The 16289-nt window shown below is 33.4% G+C and carries 16 protein-coding genes and 1 tRNA gene; 10 read left to right on the top strand and 7 right to left on the bottom strand.

Annotated elements, in window-relative coordinates:
• Positions 1-5: 5 nt before the first annotated feature.
• On the bottom strand, positions 6-335 hold the full coding sequence (locus ABWO08_RS03135; protein WP_353083598.1) for a PadR family transcriptional regulator: 330 nt from the start codon (positions 333-335) through the stop codon (positions 6-8).
• Positions 336-523: 188 nt separating this feature from the next.
• On the opposite strand from ABWO08_RS03135, the gene ABWO08_RS03130 reads away from it, so the two are divergent.
• Together ABWO08_RS03130 and ABWO08_RS03125 are read left to right on the top strand one after the other, a co-directional pair.
• Complete coding sequence (locus ABWO08_RS03130) at positions 524-979, top strand: DUF4442 domain-containing protein (RefSeq protein ID WP_353083597.1); 456 nt, start codon at positions 524-526, stop codon at positions 977-979.
• A 57-nt stretch (positions 980-1036) separates the two neighbouring features.
• Positions 1037-1873 (top strand): GIN domain-containing protein, encoded by an 837-nt coding sequence (locus tag ABWO08_RS03125; protein ID WP_353083596.1) that lies wholly within the window; start codon positions 1037-1039, stop codon positions 1871-1873.
• A 214-nt stretch (positions 1874-2087) separates the two neighbouring features.
• On the opposite strand, the gene ABWO08_RS03120 is transcribed toward ABWO08_RS03125, so the two are convergent.
• Positions 2088-2162: transfer RNA gene (locus tag ABWO08_RS03120), tRNA-Pro, on the bottom strand.
• Positions 2163-2313: 151 nt separating this feature from the next.
• On the opposite strand from ABWO08_RS03120, the gene trxB reads away from it, so the two are divergent.
• Positions 2314-3261: a thioredoxin-disulfide reductase gene (gene trxB / locus ABWO08_RS03115; protein ID WP_353083595.1), complete on the top strand. Its 948-nt coding sequence runs from the start codon at positions 2314-2316 to the stop codon at positions 3259-3261.
• A 52-nt stretch (positions 3262-3313) separates the two neighbouring features.
• Here the strand turns inward: trxB and ABWO08_RS03110 are convergent, their stop codons facing one another.
• The 3 genes from ABWO08_RS03110 to rho all read right to left on the bottom strand — a co-directional run bounded on the left by ABWO08_RS03110 (position 3314) and on the right by rho (position 6228).
• Positions 3314-3670, bottom strand: a complete 357-nt coding sequence (locus ABWO08_RS03110) for a hypothetical protein (protein ID WP_353083594.1) — start codon at positions 3668-3670, stop codon at positions 3314-3316.
• A 161-nt stretch (positions 3671-3831) separates the two neighbouring features.
• Positions 3832-4209 carry a DUF2752 domain-containing protein gene (locus tag ABWO08_RS03105; protein WP_353083593.1) on the bottom strand — a complete coding sequence of 126 codons (378 nt, stop codon included), beginning with the start codon at positions 4207-4209 and terminating at the stop codon, positions 3832-3834.
• A gap of 348 nt (positions 4210-4557) precedes the next feature.
• Positions 4558-6228 (bottom strand): transcription termination factor Rho, encoded by a 1671-nt coding sequence (rho, locus tag ABWO08_RS03100; protein WP_353083592.1) that lies wholly within the window; start codon positions 6226-6228, stop codon positions 4558-4560.
• Positions 6229-6418: 190 nt separating this feature from the next.
• Between rho and ABWO08_RS03095 the strand changes: the two genes are divergently transcribed.
• Positions 6419-6832 (top strand): DUF4293 domain-containing protein, encoded by a 414-nt coding sequence (locus ABWO08_RS03095; protein WP_353083591.1) that lies wholly within the window; start codon positions 6419-6421, stop codon positions 6830-6832.
• A 255-nt stretch (positions 6833-7087) separates the two neighbouring features.
• On the opposite strand, the gene ABWO08_RS03090 is transcribed toward ABWO08_RS03095, so the two are convergent.
• Together ABWO08_RS03090 and ABWO08_RS03085 are read right to left on the bottom strand one after the other, a co-directional pair.
• On the bottom strand, positions 7088-7279 hold the full coding sequence (locus tag ABWO08_RS03090; protein WP_353083590.1) for a hypothetical protein: 192 nt from the start codon (positions 7277-7279) through the stop codon (positions 7088-7090).
• A gap of 107 nt (positions 7280-7386) precedes the next feature.
• A complete protein-coding gene (locus ABWO08_RS03085; protein ID WP_353083589.1) occupies positions 7387-7881 on the bottom strand; it encodes a metallophosphoesterase family protein in 495 nt (164 codons plus the stop codon).
• Between the two features lie 130 nt (positions 7882-8011).
• Between ABWO08_RS03085 and truA the strand changes: the two genes are divergently transcribed.
• From truA to ABWO08_RS03055, 6 genes are all read left to right on the top strand, one after another.
• Positions 8012-8746, top strand: a complete 735-nt coding sequence (gene truA, locus ABWO08_RS03080; RefSeq protein WP_353083588.1) for a tRNA pseudouridine(38-40) synthase TruA — start codon at positions 8012-8014, stop codon at positions 8744-8746.
• Between the two features lie 37 nt (positions 8747-8783).
• Entirely contained in the window at positions 8784-10538 is a 1755-nt protein-coding gene (locus ABWO08_RS03075; protein WP_353083587.1) for an ABC transporter ATP-binding protein, read from the top strand.
• A gap of 143 nt (positions 10539-10681) precedes the next feature.
• Entirely contained in the window at positions 10682-12070 is a 1389-nt protein-coding gene (gene lpdA, locus ABWO08_RS03070; protein WP_353083586.1) for a dihydrolipoyl dehydrogenase, read from the top strand.
• Positions 12071-12201: 131 nt separating this feature from the next.
• Positions 12202-14421, top strand: coding sequence for a RelA/SpoT family protein (locus ABWO08_RS03065; RefSeq protein ID WP_353083585.1), 2220 nt, complete (start codon positions 12202-12204; stop codon positions 14419-14421).
• Between the two features lie 81 nt (positions 14422-14502).
• Complete coding sequence (locus tag ABWO08_RS03060; protein ID WP_353083584.1) at positions 14503-14955, top strand: Fur family transcriptional regulator; 453 nt, start codon at positions 14503-14505, stop codon at positions 14953-14955.
• A gap of 37 nt (positions 14956-14992) precedes the next feature.
• On the top strand, positions 14993-16264 hold the full coding sequence (locus ABWO08_RS03055) for an adenylosuccinate synthase (protein ID WP_353083583.1): 1272 nt from the start codon (positions 14993-14995) through the stop codon (positions 16262-16264).
• Positions 16265-16289: the final 25 nt, after the last annotated feature.

Raw genomic sequence — 16289 nt, 5'->3', positions numbered from 1 at the left:
ATTTCTTATTTTTTATTAGTTATTATAGTTACTGCATCTGACAATTCTATCCAGGTGTCATTTAATTCATTTAAAAAAGTTTTTCCTTGCTCTGTTAATTCATAGTACTTTCTAGGTGGCCCTGATGTAGATTCTTCCCAACGATAATTTAGCAATTCATCATTTTTTAATCTTGTTAACAGCGGATAAACTGTACCCTCTACTACAAGTAATTTTGCGTTTTTTAAAGTATCTAGTATCTCTGAGGTGTAAGCTTCTTTTTCTTTTAACACCGATAAGATACAAAATTCTAAAACACCTTTCCGCATTTGAGCCTTTGTATTTTCAATATTCATAATTTATTTTTTTGAAATTTATTCTCCCTTTTTTATTTCGAAATTAAACATACTATATATAGTCTATTAATTTCTTATGCAAAGATACAACCTTTAAAAAGTATTATGCAATACAAAGTACTTAAATTTAACAAATTATTAACAAATGAAGCTTTGTGAAAATTAGTTATATTTACAATAAAAAAATTATGAACTGGACGCTAATCAAGCTCAATGCTTTTCTATTCTTTAAACTACCTTCAGCATTTTGGTGCGGAGTTCGACTAAAAGAGATAAATTCAAACTCCTGTTCTGCAACTGTGAGAGAAAACTGGATAAATAAAAATCCGTTCCACTCCATTTACTTTGCCGTGCTTGCTATGGGAGCCGAATTAACTACCGGCGCATTAGTACTGAATGAAATAAAAAACAGCAAAAGATCCATATCGATGTTGGTACTAAACTCAAAAGCATCCTTCAACAAAAAAGCAAATGGAAAAATCCATTTCACTTGCAACAATGTAGGAAATATCTCAGAGGCTATCCAAAAAACAATCGCTACTGGCGAAGGACAAACTGTTTGGCTAAAATCAATTGGCAGAAACAAACAAGGAGTTATAGTTACTGAAATGGAATTTGAATGGAGTATCAAACTTAAAGCATAAAATTGTTCTGTCTGCAATAAAAAAATTATAAATTTGTAGCATAAACTAAATTCAAACATGAAAAAAATTATCTTACTTATTGTGCTCGTTTTTGCAACTTCCTTTGCTTATTCTCAAAAGAAAGAAAAAATTAAGGGATCTAAGATTGTTACCTCTAAAATTAAAAAAATTGAAAGTTTCACTACTTTAGAAATAGCTGATAATTTGGAAATTTTCTTAGTAAAAGGAAATGAATTTGGAATAGAAATTGAGGCAGATGATAATTTACATGAAGCTATTGACGCTACTTTAAGTGGTTCTACCTTGCGATTATCTACCTTAAAAGACATTTCAAGTTATAAAAAATTAAGTATTCGTGTAACCTACACCAACGACTTTAAACAAGTTATTTCTCGAAATGAAGCAGTTGTTAGTGCAATTGCAAGTATCGAATTGGATGATATTACTTTTAAATCTTACGATTTTTCCAAATTGTTTTTAAATTCAAATTCTAAGAATTTCACTTTAATGATGGATGATAAATCCAAAGCGGAATTAAACGATAAAGGGGAAAATGCTGTAATCAATTTAAGTAAAAATGCTTCTTTAAAAGCTTTGGTTACTGCAACCAACTTAACTTTGGATTTATACCAAAAAAGTGATGCACTTGTGAACGGTGATGTTACCCAATTAAAAGTTCGTTTAGATAACAATGCCAATTTAGAAGCCAAAGGTTTAACTGCAAAAAATGCTGAGCTTACTTGCGAAGCTTATTCTTCGGTTAGTTTATTAGTTCAAGGCGCCTTATCAATTGATGCTTCTGGTAAATCGGAAATCAAATTGTATGGCGATCAAAAAATTGATATGAAACGTTTTGTTGATAACGCCGTGTTGACCAAAAAGCCAACAAAATAAAATAGTAAAACCGAGTTTATACTCGGTTTTTTTTTGCACTCTATATAAATGACAAAAGTCCTTTCATAAAAATGAAAAGACTTTTGTCGGGGTGGCAGGATTATTATATGATCCTCTAGGGGATGTTTTGCAAATTAAAGCGGTGCTTTAATTTAAACAAATCCTTTCACTTTTTATCAAAGTAAACTTTATAAAAAGTTCCACGCTTTATTTGTCGGGGTGGCAGGATTCGAACCTGCGGCCTCCTGCTCCCAAAGCAGGCGCGATAACCGGGCTACGCTACACCCCGAAAGCGAGTGCAAATATAAAAACAATTAATCGGTTCTCAAAATGTTTTCAATTATTAATTAAATTAATTACAGCATCAATATTTCTAATAGTAATTTTAGGGATATATTTTAATAAAAACTTACCTTTGCCATTCTTAAATAAAATAATTTATGTCTACTACTATCGAAAAAATTAAATGCTTAATTATTGGCTCAGGACCAGCGGGATACACTGCTGCTATATATGCATCAAGAGCAAACATGTATCCAGTATTGTACCAAGGTACGCAACCGGGAGGCCAACTAACAACTACAAATGAAGTAGAAAATTATCCTGGAAATCCTGAAGGAATTACAGGACCACAAATGATGATGAACTTGCAAGAGCAAGCCGAACGATTTGGAACGGATGTTAGAGATGGTTGGGTTACCAAAGTAGATTTTTCAGGGCCGGTACATAAAGTGTGGATCAACGACGAGAAAGAAATTCATTGCGATACCATAATTATTTCTACCGGTGCTTCTGCTAAATATTTAGGATTAGACTCCGAACAACATTATTTAAAAATGGGTGGTGGTGTTTCGGCATGTGCGGTTTGCGATGGCTTTTTCTACCGTAATCAAGAAGTAGTTATTGTAGGTGCTGGAGATTCGGCTTGCGAAGAAGCGCATTACTTATCTAAACTTTGTAAGAAAGTAACCATGTTGGTGCGAAGCGAGCAATTTAGAGCCTCTAAAATCATGGCAGAACGTGTACGAAAAACCGAAAACATCGAGATTTTATTAAATACCGAAACCGATGAAGTTTTGGGAGACGGACAAGTAGTCACTGCTGTTCGTGTTAAAAACAGAGTTTCTGGTGCAACCCATGAAATTCCTGCAACTGGATTTTTTGTCGCTATTGGACACAAACCAAATACGGATATTTTCAAAGACTATCTAACACTAGATGAAACTGGTTATATTGTAAATACTCCAGGTACTTCTAAAACTAATGTTGCGGGTGTATTTGTTGGTGGTGATGCTGCCGATCATGTGTACCGCCAAGCAATTACTGCAGCCGGAACAGGTTGTATGGCTGCATTGGACGCTGAACGCTATTTGGCCAGTAAAGAATAATTACCAAACTTATTTATATAAAAAAGGAGCTGAAATTCAGCTCCTTTTTTTGTTACTTTTCGTCAAGTATTGATTTTATTTCTTGCAATGCTTGGTCAGATTTGCGTTGCATATCACCTTTAGCGTTGTTTGGCAAAATCATTACTGCTAAACCGATTGGAAAAAAACAGATTGCTACAGCCCAACCTACAACTTCTGGCTTTGCTTCAAAGTCGACATTTACTGAAAATCTTCCGTCTCTGTCGCTTACACGACCTTCAATATTTGTATTAAATCCGAATCCAGTAAATTTAGAACCTGTTACATTTATACCACCTGAAGATGATACAGAAACATTACCTAAAATTTCAAGTTGTTCTTCCACAACTTTAATAACGTCTGCTTTTGTTTTAGAGCTTCTAAAGCTCACTGATGAATTTCCTTTGAACATAATTGTTTGATTTTATGATTTATATTAAAATGATTTTACTAATGTTTTATTTGAGACCAGCGAATTGTAATGAAAAAATTAGCCACAATACAAGTCCAAGTAATAGATTTGCTTCCTCAAGTGATTTTGTTTCTTCCATTTTATACAAAGTGTTGAATTGTTTTTAAAATGTATTGTGTAAATAGTGTTGCGGTTAAAAACCAAACAGATATTTTTCGAAAAGTATCGGTCAAATTTGGCTGCGTGATGTATGATGAATAATGTTGAATTATTAAAAGTGTAAACGGAGCGATACCAATATTAAAAATAAATGCTTGTTGGAATTGCCCGTGCATTAAACAGTTTAATGCTCTTGTCATACCACAACCAGGGCAATCGAATTGCAGTAAGTTTTTATGTATACAAAAAGTTGTCGAGTTGTGAAATAAAAATTCGGTCGGCAAAAAGAAAACGGTCAGCAGTCCTAACGTTAATAAAACAGTCGAAAGGTCTCTCGTTGAAAATTTCTGTAGAAGCATTATGTCTATTTTAAAATGTTGCATAAATCAAAAAAAAAACATATAAATCTATTTTGGATTAATTACTACAATTATGTAACATATTTTTATCAAATATATACATTATTTTTATATTTAAAAAAAAGAGTCGTTGTTTAATTGTTATTTCTTTTGAAATAATTAATTTAAAATAAGATTGTTACTACATCGGAGAGACAAGGTGGTGGTTAATACTATTTTCACAAAAGACCATTACTTTCTAGCCCCGATAGGAATGGAAACAAAAAATGTCCCGATGGTTTCGGGACATTTTTTTGTTGTAAGGTATAGCGGGAAAGACGTTTACGGCAATGCGCAAACGATTCGCTTCTAATCATTCATAGAAATCAAAAATTCATCGTTGTTTCTAGTCTTTTTGATTTTGTCGTTAATGGTATCCATAGCTTCCACTGGGTTCATATCGGCAAGGAATTTTCTTAAAATCCACATGCGTTGCAGTGTTTTTTCGTCAAGTAACAAGTCGTCTCTACGGGTACTAGAAGAAGTCAAGTCGATCGCTGGAAAGATTCTACGGTTGGCAATCTTACGATCCAATTGCAGCTCCATGTTTCCAGTTCCTTTAAATTCTTCAAAGATTACCTCATCCATTTTAGAGCCGGTTTCGGTTAATGCTGTTGCGATGATACTTAGCGAACCTCCGTTTTCTACATTACGAGCCGCTCCGAAGAATCGTTTTGGTTTTTGCAGTGCATTGGCATCTACTCCCCCACTCAAGACCTTACCAGATGCGGGTTGCACCGTATTGTAAGCTCTTGCTAAACGGGTAATCGAATCTAAAAGAATCACAACATCGTGACCACATTCTACCAATCGTTTTGATTTTTCAAGCACTATATTGGCGATTTTTACATGTTCTTGCGGCTCTCTATCAAAGGTAGAAGCAATTACCTCTCCACGCACACTGCGTTGCATGTCGGTTACCTCTTCTGGACGTTCATCAATCAATAAAACAATTAAATATACTTCGGGATGATTGGCAGCAATGGCATTGGCAATATCCTTAAGCAACATGGTTTTACCGGTTTTTGGCTGTGCCACAATCATTCCACGTTGTCCTTTACCAATAGGCGAAAACAAATCGATTACTCTTGTAGAAACACTGGCTTGCTTATCGGCAATATTGAATTTTTCTTTAGGGAAAATTGGTGTTAAGTGATCAAAAGAAACACGATCACGAACCACTTGCGGATCGTGTCCGTTAATTTTCAACACACGCACCAAAGGAAAAAACTTCTCTCCTTCTTTTGGTGGGCGCACTACTCCTTTTACGGTATCTCCGGTTTTTAATCCGAACAAACGAATTTGTGAAGTAGATAAATAAATATCATCTGGCGAAGCCAAATAGTTATAATCAGAAGATCTTAAAAATCCGTAGCCATCGGGCATCATTTCTAAAACACCTTCACTTTCTATGATTCCGTCAAACTCATAATCAGAATCTCTAAAATTGGGGCTTTTTTTAGCTTTAAAATTCGGATTTTGATTCGGGTTTTGGTTTGGATTCTGATTTGGATTTTTATGCTTTTGATTTGGATTAAATGGCTTTGCAGGCGCATCGGCATTTGTATCATTTTCTGAAGTAATAATTTCTTCTGTTGCTAATAAATCAGCATTTTGTTCAAAAGTCTCTGGTTGATTTTGCTTAACAAATTTTGGTTTCTTTTGGAAACGTTCATTTTTAGCAGGAGCTACTTCTTCGGCAGGAGTTTCTTTAACAGGTTCTTCCGAAAACAAATCAGTAGAATTTGCTTCGGGTTTGGTTGCGCCAACAGGCGAAATTCGAGCTCTTTTAACTTTCTCCTCTTTAGCAGGTGCAGAACTAGCAGCATCGTTTTGCTTAGCTGCCGCTTCTTGATGAGCTAAAATTTGATCAATTAAGACCTCTTTTTTAACGCCGTTAAATTTTATGGTTTTTGCCAATTTGGCAATTTCTTGAAGTTCGGATAACTTCATTCCTTTTAATGCTGAACTATCAAACATAAATGTTTATTAAATATATTTTTTGGGAAATAAGTGACAATACAATGTTGTGTGGTAAATTTTTTCTGATGAAAACATCCGTGTTTTTGAAGTACTTACGGATTTCTATTGCAATAATACGAATAAATTTCATTTAAGCAATAGTTTTTTAGAAAAAGAAAATATATTTTTGCTACACAATTTAGTAATTATGTTACAACGAATTCAAACCATTTATTTAGCAATTGTATTTATACTTGCAGGAATTCTTCCGTTTGTTTTTCCATTATGGAAAACTATTGATGGAAAAGATTTCTACTTTATGAATGCCATGTTATATCAAATACTACTTGGATTGAGCACTACCCTTGCATTAATTAGCATTATTACTTTCAAAAAAAGACAGCAACAATTTGTTTTAAACAGATTGAATATGATATTAAATTTAATTTTATTAGGATTGTTTGTTACTCGTTCCCTAAATCTATCCGGAGGAACTGCTACAGTTTCGGAGAAGGGTATTGGGATGTTTCTACCTATCTTTTCTATCGTTTTTCTAGTCTTGGCTAACAAGGCTATTAAGAAGGATGAAGATCTCGTAAAATCTGTGGACCGATTGAGATAAACCTATAAACTTAGTTTATTAGTGCGAAGAAAATCCCGAACGAAAGTTTGGGATTTTTTTGTTTAATCTGAACTTGTTTCAAATTCTATTTATTGAAGCTAATCCAGCTTTTAATTGCAAGATTTTCTAAAAATAAGTTTTCTAAAAATTTTAAAAGAACTTCCACTGGTCGCCTTTTAAAAATAAGAAAACCTAAATTATTTTTTAGAAAAAGGTTTCCATTGTAATCTGGGCTATAAAAGCTGCATACGTAAACTATACTTTTTTACTGCCTTTAAAATAAGCAAATAAAATTGTACAAATAAAAACTAAAGAACAACACATTATAATAATATTATTTGTAGTATGCTTTTCTTCTTTGATTAATTTTAAAGAGTAATTTCCTAAAACTAATACTCCGCCAAGTATCATAATAATAAACGAAGATTTTTTGGTACTATTTTCCATATTTTTTATATTTCTTTTATCAAAAATATAAATAATTTTAAATCCCATCAACTTTTATGAAATCTAATATACAAAATAGATAAACTGACAACTAAAATCTACAATCTCTACTTCTTCCCTATTTCCACAATCTCCAAACTCTGAATTTTATCGCCATCTATTTCAAATCGCAGCATGGTTCGAATTTGATGAAAACCTGAAATCCCAGCAGCACCAGGATTCATATGGAGTAAATTCAGACTTTTGTCAAACTGTACTTTTAATATGTGTGAATGCCCACAAATAAATAATTTAGGCGGATTGGCCCTAAGCTCATCTCGAATGGCTTGGTTGTATTTGCCGGGGTAACCGCCAATATGAGTTATCCAAACATCAACTCCTTCACACATAAACCGATTGTGCAACGGAAACTCCATTCGGGCTTTATCATCGTCGATGTTTCCGAATACCGCTCGCAATGGCTTTATACTTTTGATTTTATTGGTAACAACCAAACTCCCAATATCACCAGCATGCCAAACTTCATCGGCTTGCTGCACATATTTTAATATGGTATCATCAATATGACTGTGGGTATCGGAAAGTAATAGAATTTTTATCATATTTTCATTGCGAGAAACAAAGCAATCTAGTCCATTTTTTCGCTTAGCAGCAAAGTTAATTATTTATTACTAGTTTAAACATCCAATAAAAAACCTTTGTACCTTTGCAACTTTGAATCTGTGAACCAAAATGAGATACTTTTTAGAATTTGCATATAAAGGAACTAAATACCACGGCTGGCAATACCAGCCCAATGCAAGCTCTGTTCAAGAAACTTTAAACAAGGCACTTTCAACACTTTTCAAAACAGAAATCGATTTGGTTGGAGCTGGAAGAACCGACACCGGAGTTCACGCCAAACAAATGTTTGCCCACTTTGATTTGGATTTTGAAATTGATGTACCACATTACATTCACAAACTCAATTCTTTTTTACCAGCTGATATTGCAATTTTAAATATCCATTTAGTTGCAGATGAAAATCATGCTCGTTTTGACGCGAACAAACGCACTTACGAATACCATATTCACACCTCAAAAGAGGTATTTATCAATGAGAATTCTTGGTATTATCACAATGAATTAAACATAGAATTGATGAATTCGGCATGCAAAGAACTTTTTAATCACACCGATTTTGAATGTTTTTCTAAAGTGCACACCGATGTCAATACCTTTAATTGTAAAATAATGGAAGCCCATTGGCAACAAAACGGTAACAAATTAATTTTTACAATTGCAGCCGATCGATTTTTAAGAAATATGGTTCGTGCAATAGTTGGAACCATGGTGAATATAGGTTTAGAAAAAGTATCTTTGCAAGAGTTTAAACAAATCATTGAAAGTAAGGATAGAAACAAAGCAGGATTTTCAGTTCCGGCGCATGGGTTATACCTTACTAAAGTTGAATATCCATATCTATAAAGATTATAAAATTCTAGCGACTATACCAAAAAAATAAATGAAAGCAAAAGCATTCGATATAAAATTATTCAAACGCATTTTAAAATACACTAAACCATATCAATTCAGGTTTCGTGGAGTAATTTTGTTTGCCATTTTATTGTCGCTATTTGCTGCACTTCGTCCGCTATTCCTTCAAATTACTGTAGATACTTTTATTAATCCAGGGAATAAAACTGGTTTATTATTGTATTCAATAATTATGGGATTGGTCTTGTTAATGGAAGGATTATCACAATATTACTTTGTGTATTGGGCTAACTGGCTTGGGCAAGATATTGTTAAAGACATACGAACTAAATTATTTCAGCACTTGCTAACTTTTAGAATGAAATATTTTGACACCGCTCCTGTTGGCCAATTGGTAACACGATCGGTATCTGATATTGAACAAATTGCAAGAATATTTAGTCAAGGTTTATTCATGATCATTAGTGATTTAATGAAAATGTTTGTTTGCTTATTGGTTATGTTTTACATGAATTGGCATTTAACGGTTATTGTAATATTGGCCATGCCTATTTTAGTATACATCACCCGAATTTTCCAAAGAAAAATGCAAGCTGCTTTCGAAGAAGTACGAACACAAGTGGCAAACTTAAACACTTTTGTACAAGAGCGCGTAACCGGAATGAAGATTGTACAACTTTTTAATAGAGAAAAAATAGAGTACGAAAAATTTAAAGAAATCAATCAAAAGCACAATGTTGCTTGGATAAAAACCATTTTATACAACTCTATTTTCTTTCCTATTGCCGATATCATTTCATCTATAACACTTGGAGTTATTGTGCTTTATGGAGGATTTCAAATTTTAAACGGAAATCCATTTACCACAATTGGCCAAATGACCGCTTACACCATGTTTATTGGAATGCTTTTTAATCCGTTAAGGCAAATTGCAGATAAATTCAATGAAATGCAAATGGGTATGATTTCTGCAAACAGAGTGTTTGATATTATTGACACAACCGATGAAAAGCAAGTAAACGGAACAGAAGTTGCCGAGCATTTTAAAGGAAACATCATTTTTGATAAAGTTCGTTTCAGTTATATTCCAGATGAAGAAGTGCTAAAAGGTATTTCATTTGAAGTAAAAGAAGGAAAAACCATTGCTATTGTTGGGGCTACAGGCGCCGGAAAATCAACAATTATCAATTTACTAAACCGTTTTTACGAAATTAATTCTGGGGAGATTTATATTGATAACAAGAATATCAATTGCTTCACTTTAGAAAGTTTGAGAAGTCAAATTGGGGTGGTTTTACAAGATGTATTTTTGTTTGCTGATACTATTTTAAACAATATTACTTTAAACAATTCGGCCATTACAAAAGAAGAAGTTATTGCTGCCGCAAAAAAAATAGGCGTCCACGAATTCATTATGAGTTTGCCCGAAGGTTACGACTACAATGTAAAAGAGCGCGGTGTGATGCTTTCCTCTGGACAACGCCAATTGATTGCTTTTCTAAGAGCTTATGTGAGTAATCCGAGCATCTTAATTTTAGACGAAGCCACCTCTTCTATCGACACCTACTCGGAAGAATTAATACAAAAAGCTACCGAAACCATTACACAAGGAAGAACTTCTATTGTAATTGCGCATCGCTTGGCAACAATATTAAAAGCGGATACCATTATCGTTATGGATAAAGGAGAAATAGTAGAATCGGGCTCACACAGTGAATTAATTAGTAAAGAAAATGGATACTATAAAAAATTGTATGATTCCCAATTTTCAACCTCTATTTAAACTATAAAAATTAAATTTCTTAAGTCCTTTATTATGGCTTAAATAATTAACTTTTTTTTCTAAATTTGCATTCACAATCAATTATTGAAATAAAAAATGTCACGAGCAATAGCGACTGCATTTTCTAATTAAAAAACAACAACATGAAATACGATATTATTGTTTTAGGAAGCGGACCTGGAGGATATGTAACAGCAATCCGAGCTTCACAATTGGGTTTTAAAGTAGCGGTTATTGAAAAAGAAAGCTTAGGTGGAATTTGCCTTAACTGGGGATGTATTCCAACAAAAGCACTTTTAAAATCAGCTCAAGTTTTTGATTACCTAAAACATGCATCGGATTATGGTTTAACCATTAAAGAATTTGATAAAGATTTTTCTGCAGTTGTAAAAAGATCTAGAGATGTTGCTGATGGAATGAGTAAAGGAGTTCAATTCTTAATGAAGAAAAACAAAATCGACGTAATTGATGGTTTTGGTAAAATCAAAGCTGGAAAAAAAGTTGATGTAACTGCAGCAGATGGGAAAGTAACTGAATATAGTGCAGACCACATAATCATTGCTACTGGTGCACGCTCTAGAGAATTACCAAATCTTCCTCAAGATGGTGTAAAAGTAATTGGTTACCGTCAAGCAATGACGTTACCAAGTCAACCTAAAAAATTAATTGTGGTTGGTTCGGGTGCAATAGGAGTTGAGTTTGCTCATTTTTATAATTCAATGGGTACCGAAGTTACGATTGTAGAATTTATGCCAAATATTGTTCCGGTTGAAGACGAAGATATTTCTAAACAAATGGAGCGTTCTATGAAAAAAGCAGGAATTAACATTATGACGAATGCTTCTGTAGAACGAATTGAAACAAAAGGCAATGGCGTAAAAGCATTTGTGAAAACAGCTAAAGGTGAAGAAGTTTTAGAAGCAGATGTATTGTTATCGGCAGTAGGAATTAAAACAAATATTGAAAATATAGGTCTTGAAGAAGTTGGAATTGCAACCGATAAAGACAAAATATTAGTTAACGCCTATAACCAAACTAATGTTCCTGGTTATTATGCAATTGGCGATGTTACTCCAGGTCAAGCATTGGCTCACGTTGCTTCTGCAGAAGGAATTAACTGTGTTGAAAAAATTGCTGGAATGCATGTAGATCCAATTGATTATGGAAATGTTCCAGGATGTACCTATGCAACTCCAGAAATTGCTTCAGTTGGTTTAACTGAAAAACAAGCAAAAGAAAAAGGATACGAATTAAAAATTGGTAAATTCCCTTTCTCTGCTTCTGGTAAGGCTAAAGCAGCAGGTGCTTCAGACGGATTTGTCAAAGTAATCTTCGACGCTAAATATGGTGAATGGTTAGGATGTCACATGATTGGTGCTGGTGTAACCGATATGATTGCAGAAGCAGTAGTTGCTAGAAAACTTGAAACTACAGGACATGAAATCTTAAAAGCAATTCACCCTCATCCTACTATGAGTGAAGCAGTTATGGAAGCCGTTGCAGATGCGTATGGCGAAGTAATTCATTTGTAAGATTAAAAATTTAGAATGCTATAGAATCCGTTTTGTTTACTCAAAACGGATTTTTTTTATTGTAGAAAAATTGAATTTATTAGTTTGAATTAAATAATAATTTATAATTTTAGCTAATTCAACAATCTACCATGACTGAGATAAATTTAGAAGAAGAAAACAAAGCTTTAACTAGAGAATACAAGCAGCTTTTACGCATTAGTTATCAAACACTTACACCCGATGACAAGAAGTTAATTCGTAAGGCATTTAATGTTGCTGTAGATGCACACAAAGACCAACGAAGAAAATCTGGTGAAGCCTATGTTTTTCATCCAATTGGCGTTGCTAAAATTGTTGCTTCCGAAATTGGTTTAGGTCCAACTGCTATTGCTGCAGCTTTACTTCATGATGTGGTTGAAGATACTCCCATTACCCTTGAGGAAATTGAAAAAATGTTTAATCCTAAAATCGGCCAACTGGTAGAAGGATTAACCAAAATTTCTCAAGTTAAAAAAGACATGAACATTTCGATGCAGGCGGAAAATTTCCGTAAAATGCTATTAACTTTAAATGATGATGTTCGTGTAATTTTAATTAAGATTGCTGATCGCTTGCACAACATGCAAACGATGGATTCGATGCCGGAATACAAACAAGTAAAAATTGCATCGGAAACATTATATATCTATGCGCCGTTAGCTCATAGACTGGGCTTGTATAATATTAAAACTAAACTTGAAGACTTAGGTTTAAAATACACCGAACCAACTATTTACAATGATATTGTTAGCAAAATAAAGGAAACTAAAGAAGAACAAGATGACTACATAAAGTTAGTTTCCAATGTACTTAAAAAGACCTTAAACGAAGAAGGAGTAGATTATATCATCAAAGGAAGGCCTAAATCGATTTATTCTATTCGAAGAAAAATGCTTGCGCAAAATGTAACCTTTGATGAGGTATATGACAAATTTGCCTTGCGAATTATTTACAAGTCCAATCCACACGATGAGAAATTCTTAGCTTGGAAGATTTATTCTATTGTAACTGATCATTATAGACCGAGTCCAAGCAGGTTGCGCGACTGGATTTCTTCACCAAAAACTACAGGTTATGAAGCACTTCACGCAACGGTAATGGGGCCTAAAGGAAGATGGGTTGAAGTTCAAATTCGCAGTGAACGAATGGATGAAATTGCCGAAAAAGGATATGCCGCGCATTACAAATACAAACAAGGTGTTAATGAAGAAAACGGTCTAGATATTTGGCTGAATTTATTAAAAGAAGCGCTTGAAAATTCGGAAACCAATGCCGTCGATTTTGTTGAAGATTTTAAAATGAATCTTTATGCAAAAGAAATATTTGTGTTTACTCCAAAAGGTGAAATTAAATCCCTACCAAAAGGGGCTACTTCACTAGATTTTGCTTTTAGTATTCACTCCGAAATCGGAATTAAAACAAGAGGAACTCGAGTAAACGGTAAGTTAGTTCAGCTCAATTACGAGTTAAAAAGTGGTGACCAAATTGAAGTCATCACCTCACCTAATCAAAAACCAACTATCAACTGGTTGGAATATGTAACCACTTCTAGAGCCAAAAACAAAATTCGAAATGTTCTTAACGAAGACACCAAGAAAATTGCTGAGGAAGGAAAAGAGTTACTTACAAGAAAACTGAAACATTTAAAAATCAATTTAAATGAATCAATTGTAAATGAATTGGTTAATTTCTTCAAATTAAAAACGAGTTTGGATTTATTTTATCGAGTTGGAATTGGTGCGATTGAAAACCAACAATTAAAGGATTATGCTTCGCAAAAAAGCAACACTTTAATTAACTTCTTTAAAAATAAAATCAAACGATCTCCAAGCAATAATACAGAAGATGTTTTCAAACAAGAACTTAGCAGTAACTATGATTTGTTGGTTTTTGGAAAAGAACAAGATAGATTAGAATACAAACTTTCTAATTGCTGCAACCCTATTCCCGGAGATTCAGTATTTGGCTTTGTAACAATAAATGAGGGCATAAAAGTTCATAAAAAAGATTGCCCGAATGCTATTTCAATGCAGTCTAATTACGCTTATAGAATCATGCAGGCCAAATGGATAGATTCCTCTCAGCAAGAATTTAAAGCGGTATTAAAAATAACTGGAATGGATACTTTAGGGCTTACAAATGAGTTAACCAAAGTAATTTCAAACCAAATGAATGTGAATATTCAAAGTATTACACTAAATGGTGAAGCAGGTATTTTCAATGGTCAAGTTGCGGTAATTGTAAAAAACAACACCATACTTAAAAAACTAATTGATAATATTAAAAAAATAGATGGAATTGAAAAAGTAACTAGAGTCTACAAAAACTAGATCTGATTATTAACAACTGGTTTATAACTTTAAACTTTTAAATTTTAATTCTTCTAAACTAAAATTTATCTTTGCGCTACTATGACACAAATCACCACCGATAATAGTAATAATCAGGAAATTGTAAAAAATGTTTTTACAACTTACCTTGAGGTAAAAGGCCATCGCAAAACGCCTGAACGCTATGCAATACTCCAAGAAATTTATGAAAATCAGGAGCATTTTGATATTGAAAATTTATATATCAAAATGAAAAACAAAAACTATCGTGTGAGCAGAGCTACTCTTTACAATACTATCGAATTGCTATTAGACTGTGGATTAGTTCGTAAACACCAATTTGGTCAAAACCAAGCACATTACGAAAAGTCTTATTTTGATAAACAACACGATCATATTATCATGACCGATACTGGCGAGGTAATTGAGTTTTGTGATCCAAGAATACAAACAATTAAGCAAACAATTGAAGAAATTTTTGGAATCGAAATCACCAATCATTCACTCTATTTTTACGCAAATAAAAAACAATAGGGTTTCAACAAAAAATAAATACTAAACACACAATACAATGACAGTAGATTTACTACTCGGTTTACAATGGGGAGATGAAGGGAAAGGAAAAATAGTTGACGTTCTTACCTCTAAATACGATATTATTGCACGATTTCAAGGTGGTCCAAATGCTGGACATACTCTTGAATTTGACGGTATTAAACACGTTTTAAGAACAATCCCTTCTGGAATTTTTCACGATAATAACATTAATATTATTGGTAACGGAGTGGTTATTGACCCTGTAGTTTTTAAAGGTGAAATTGATGGATTAGCTAAATTTAATTTAGATATCAAATCAAAATTGATAATTTCAAGAAAAGCACATTTAATTCTTCCAACCCACCGATTATTAGATGCAGCATCGGAAGCATCAAAAGGGAAAGCCAAAATTGGTTCTACACTTAAAGGAATCGGACCAACTTATATGGATAAAACCGGAAGAAACGGAATTCGTGTAGGTGATATTGAATTAGCTGACTTTAAAGAGCGTTACCGTTCTCTTGCAGATAAACATGAGGCAATGATTGCTTTTTATAATGTAGACCTTCAATATAACTTGGCAGAACTAGAAGCTGAATTTTTTGAAGCAATTGAAGATTTAAAGAAATTAACTTTCATTGATAGCGAGGAATATTTGGCGCAAGCACAAAAAGCAGGAAAATCTATTTTATGTGAAGGAGCTCAAGGTTCTTTACTAGATGTAGATTTTGGAACCTATCCATTTGTAACTTCATCTAATACAACTGCTGCAGGAGCATGCACCGGATTAGGAATTGCACCAAACAAAATAAAAGAAGTTTTCGGAATATTTAAAGCATATACTACCCGTGTAGGAAGTGGTCCCTTTCCTACAGAAGATTTTGGTGAAGCTGGAGATGTTATGGCAAAAGTTGGAAACGAATTTGGTTCAGTAACGGGAAGAAAAAGAAGATGTGGATGGCTTGATTTAGTTGCTTTAAAATACGCAATTCAAGTAAATGGAGTGACACAATTAATGATGATGAAAGGTGATGTACTTTCTGGGTTTGATACTTTAAAAGTATGTACTTCTTATAATTATAAAGGGGAAGTAATTCAGCATTTACCTTATAATATTGAAGAAGAAAATGTAACTCCAATTTATACGGAATTCAAAGGATGGAAAGCCGATTTAACTGGAATGAACACCTACGATAGTTTGCCACAAGAATTAGTTGACTACATTGAATTCATTGAAAAAGAAGTGGAAGTGCCGATTAAAATAGTTTCGGTAGGACCAGATAGAAAACAAACCATTGTTCGATAAAAACAAAAAACTCCAAACTTAGTTT

This window comes from Flavobacterium sp. (genome assembly GCF_040383245.1).
In the GTDB taxonomy this organism is placed as follows: domain Bacteria; phylum Bacteroidota; class Bacteroidia; order Flavobacteriales; family Flavobacteriaceae; genus Flavobacterium.
The sequence above is the reverse complement of the archived record's forward strand: the minus strand, read 5'-3'. Positions and strand labels throughout refer to the sequence as shown.

What these genes read in the sequence shown, in the direction of transcription:
- ABWO08_RS03135 (WP_353083598.1), bottom strand. Translation starts at nt 335, where the DNA reads ATGAATATTGAAAATACAAAGGCTCAAATGCGGAAAGGTGTTTTAGAA.
- ABWO08_RS03130 (WP_353083597.1), top strand. Translation starts at nt 524, where the DNA reads ATGAACTGGACGCTAATCAAGCTCAATGCTTTTCTATTCTTTAAACTA.
- ABWO08_RS03125 (WP_353083596.1), top strand. Translation starts at nt 1,037, where the DNA reads ATGAAAAAAATTATCTTACTTATTGTGCTCGTTTTTGCAACTTCCTTT.
- trxB (WP_353083595.1), top strand. Translation starts at nt 2,314, where the DNA reads ATGTCTACTACTATCGAAAAAATTAAATGCTTAATTATTGGCTCAGGA.
- ABWO08_RS03105 (WP_353083593.1), bottom strand. Translation starts at nt 4,209, where the DNA reads ATGCTTCTACAGAAATTTTCAACGAGAGACCTTTCGACTGTTTTATTA.
- rho (WP_353083592.1), bottom strand. Translation starts at nt 6,228, where the DNA reads ATGTTTGATAGTTCAGCATTAAAAGGAATGAAGTTATCCGAACTTCAA.
- ABWO08_RS03095 (WP_353083591.1), top strand. Translation starts at nt 6,419, where the DNA reads ATGTTACAACGAATTCAAACCATTTATTTAGCAATTGTATTTATACTT.
- ABWO08_RS03090 (WP_353083590.1), bottom strand. Translation starts at nt 7,279, where the DNA reads ATGGAAAATAGTACCAAAAAATCTTCGTTTATTATTATGATACTTGGC.
- ABWO08_RS03085 (WP_353083589.1), bottom strand. Translation starts at nt 7,881, where the DNA reads ATGATAAAAATTCTATTACTTTCCGATACCCACAGTCATATTGATGAT.
- truA (WP_353083588.1), top strand. Translation starts at nt 8,012, where the DNA reads ATGAGATACTTTTTAGAATTTGCATATAAAGGAACTAAATACCACGGC.
- ABWO08_RS03075 (WP_353083587.1), top strand. Translation starts at nt 8,784, where the DNA reads ATGAAAGCAAAAGCATTCGATATAAAATTATTCAAACGCATTTTAAAA.
- lpdA (WP_353083586.1), top strand. Translation starts at nt 10,682, where the DNA reads ATGAAATACGATATTATTGTTTTAGGAAGCGGACCTGGAGGATATGTA.
- ABWO08_RS03065 (WP_353083585.1), top strand. Translation starts at nt 12,202, where the DNA reads ATGACTGAGATAAATTTAGAAGAAGAAAACAAAGCTTTAACTAGAGAA.
- ABWO08_RS03060 (WP_353083584.1), top strand. Translation starts at nt 14,503, where the DNA reads ATGACACAAATCACCACCGATAATAGTAATAATCAGGAAATTGTAAAA.
- ABWO08_RS03055 (WP_353083583.1), top strand. Translation starts at nt 14,993, where the DNA reads ATGACAGTAGATTTACTACTCGGTTTACAATGGGGAGATGAAGGGAAA.